1 protein-coding gene is annotated in these 987 nt (G+C 59.3%); it reads right to left on the reverse strand.

What is annotated here, in order from left to right; genetic code table 11:
- The coding region (locus AQS70_RS10310; protein ID WP_162233895.1) for a UxaA family hydrolase at nt 1–987 on the reverse strand (987 nt) is incomplete at both ends.

The raw sequence follows: 987 nt of genomic DNA on the forward strand, positions 1-987 counted from the left end.
CACAGGCGGGTATTGGTCGCCAATTTGATCGAAGGCGAGGGCGCGCAGCCATAGGCCGAGCCGCGTCCTGTGGTAAAGGCAATCAAGTTGGCGCCGCCTGCAACTTGACCCGTGGCTGAAATCGGGTCGTAGCCTGGCGTGTCCATAAACACCAAGCCATGGGCGCGAACCGTTTCGGCATATTCGTACACATCGACCAAATCGCTGGAGCCGGCTTTAGCCACCGCACCCAAGGATTTTTCAAGGATGGTGGTCAAGCCACCGGCCTTGTTGCCCGCAGAGGGGTTGTTATTCAACTCCGCGTTCATGCGTGTGCAGTAGTCTTCCCACCAGTGAATACGCTTGATCAGCTTTTCACCCACTTCACGGCTGACCGCGCGGCGTGTCAGCAAATGCTCGGCGCCATAGATCTCCGGGGTTTCCGATAAGATCGCGGTGCCGCCCGCAGCGACTAAGCGATCCACTGCATTGCCCAACGCGGGGTTGGCGGTGATGCCCGAGTAGCCATCAGACCCCCCGCACTGCAAGCCGATGATCAAGTGTTTGGCGCTCACCGGCTCACGTTCGACGCGGTTGGCGTCGGCGAGCAGTGATTTAACTTGCTCAATACCGCTGGCAATGGTTTTTGACGTGCCGCCGGTGCCCTGAATGGTAAAAGCGCGCAGGAACTCGCCTTTTTCCAGCCCTTGGGCGGCCAACAAGTCAGCGATTTGGTTGGTTTCGCAGCCCAGGCCGATCATCAGCACCGAGGCGAAGTTAGGGTGTATGGCATACCCGCCCAAGGTTCTGCGCAACATGGCCAAGGCTTCACCGCCGGGGTCGACCGCGCAGCCAAAACTATGGGTCAGCGCCACCACGCCATCGACGTTGGGGTAGTCGATCAGCGCTTGTGGGTTGATATCACGTCGGAAGTAATCAGCAATGGCCTTGGCCACCGTCGCCGAGCAGTTGACCGAGGTCAGGATGCCCACATAGTTGCGCATGGCA

It is taken from the genome of Pseudomonas endophytica (assembly GCF_001411475.1).
Lineage (GTDB): Bacteria > Pseudomonadota > Gammaproteobacteria > Pseudomonadales > Pseudomonadaceae > Aquipseudomonas > Aquipseudomonas endophytica.